The sequence below is a fragment of the Bradyrhizobium sp. Mp27 genome, assembly GCF_029953005.1.
In the GTDB taxonomy this organism is placed as follows: domain Bacteria; phylum Pseudomonadota; class Alphaproteobacteria; order Rhizobiales; family Xanthobacteraceae; genus Bradyrhizobium; species Bradyrhizobium barranii.
Genome location: NZ_JASAUS010000707.1, coordinates 1 through 331, shown reverse-complemented (window position 1 = coordinate 331; position 331 = coordinate 1). Strand labels below are relative to the sequence as shown.

At 68.0% G+C, this 331-nt stretch carries 1 pseudogene; it reads right to left on the bottom strand.

From position 1 onward, the window contains the following. A pseudogene (locus QJT78_RS53465) lies at positions 1–312 on the bottom strand (HlyD family secretion protein); the annotation flags it as partial. Between the last annotated feature and the right edge of the window lie 19 nt (positions 313–331).

Sequence of the window (331 nt, the reverse complement as noted above, 5' to 3'; positions counted from 1 at the left end):
GAGCCGCACGCGATCGCCACGCGCGTTGACGACATGAAGGATCGCGTCGCCCTCATGGACCACGCTGAGTTGCGTCGAGCCTTGCGGCGGCTTCGCGCTCACGGTGCCGTCGATCGGCGAGCGCAACGTCACGATCCTGGCATTGACCACGGCCTCGACGCTCGAGGTCTGCAGCACGGCCTTCAGCGGCAACCATCCGAAGACGGCCACGATCGCAAGACCAATGCCGACCTTGAGCAGGCGGCGAACCCACCGGCCCGAGCCTGCAGGTGCTTCGGGATGGGGAGCACTATCGCTGACGGGCTCGCTCACCGGCTCGTCGTGCGCCGGC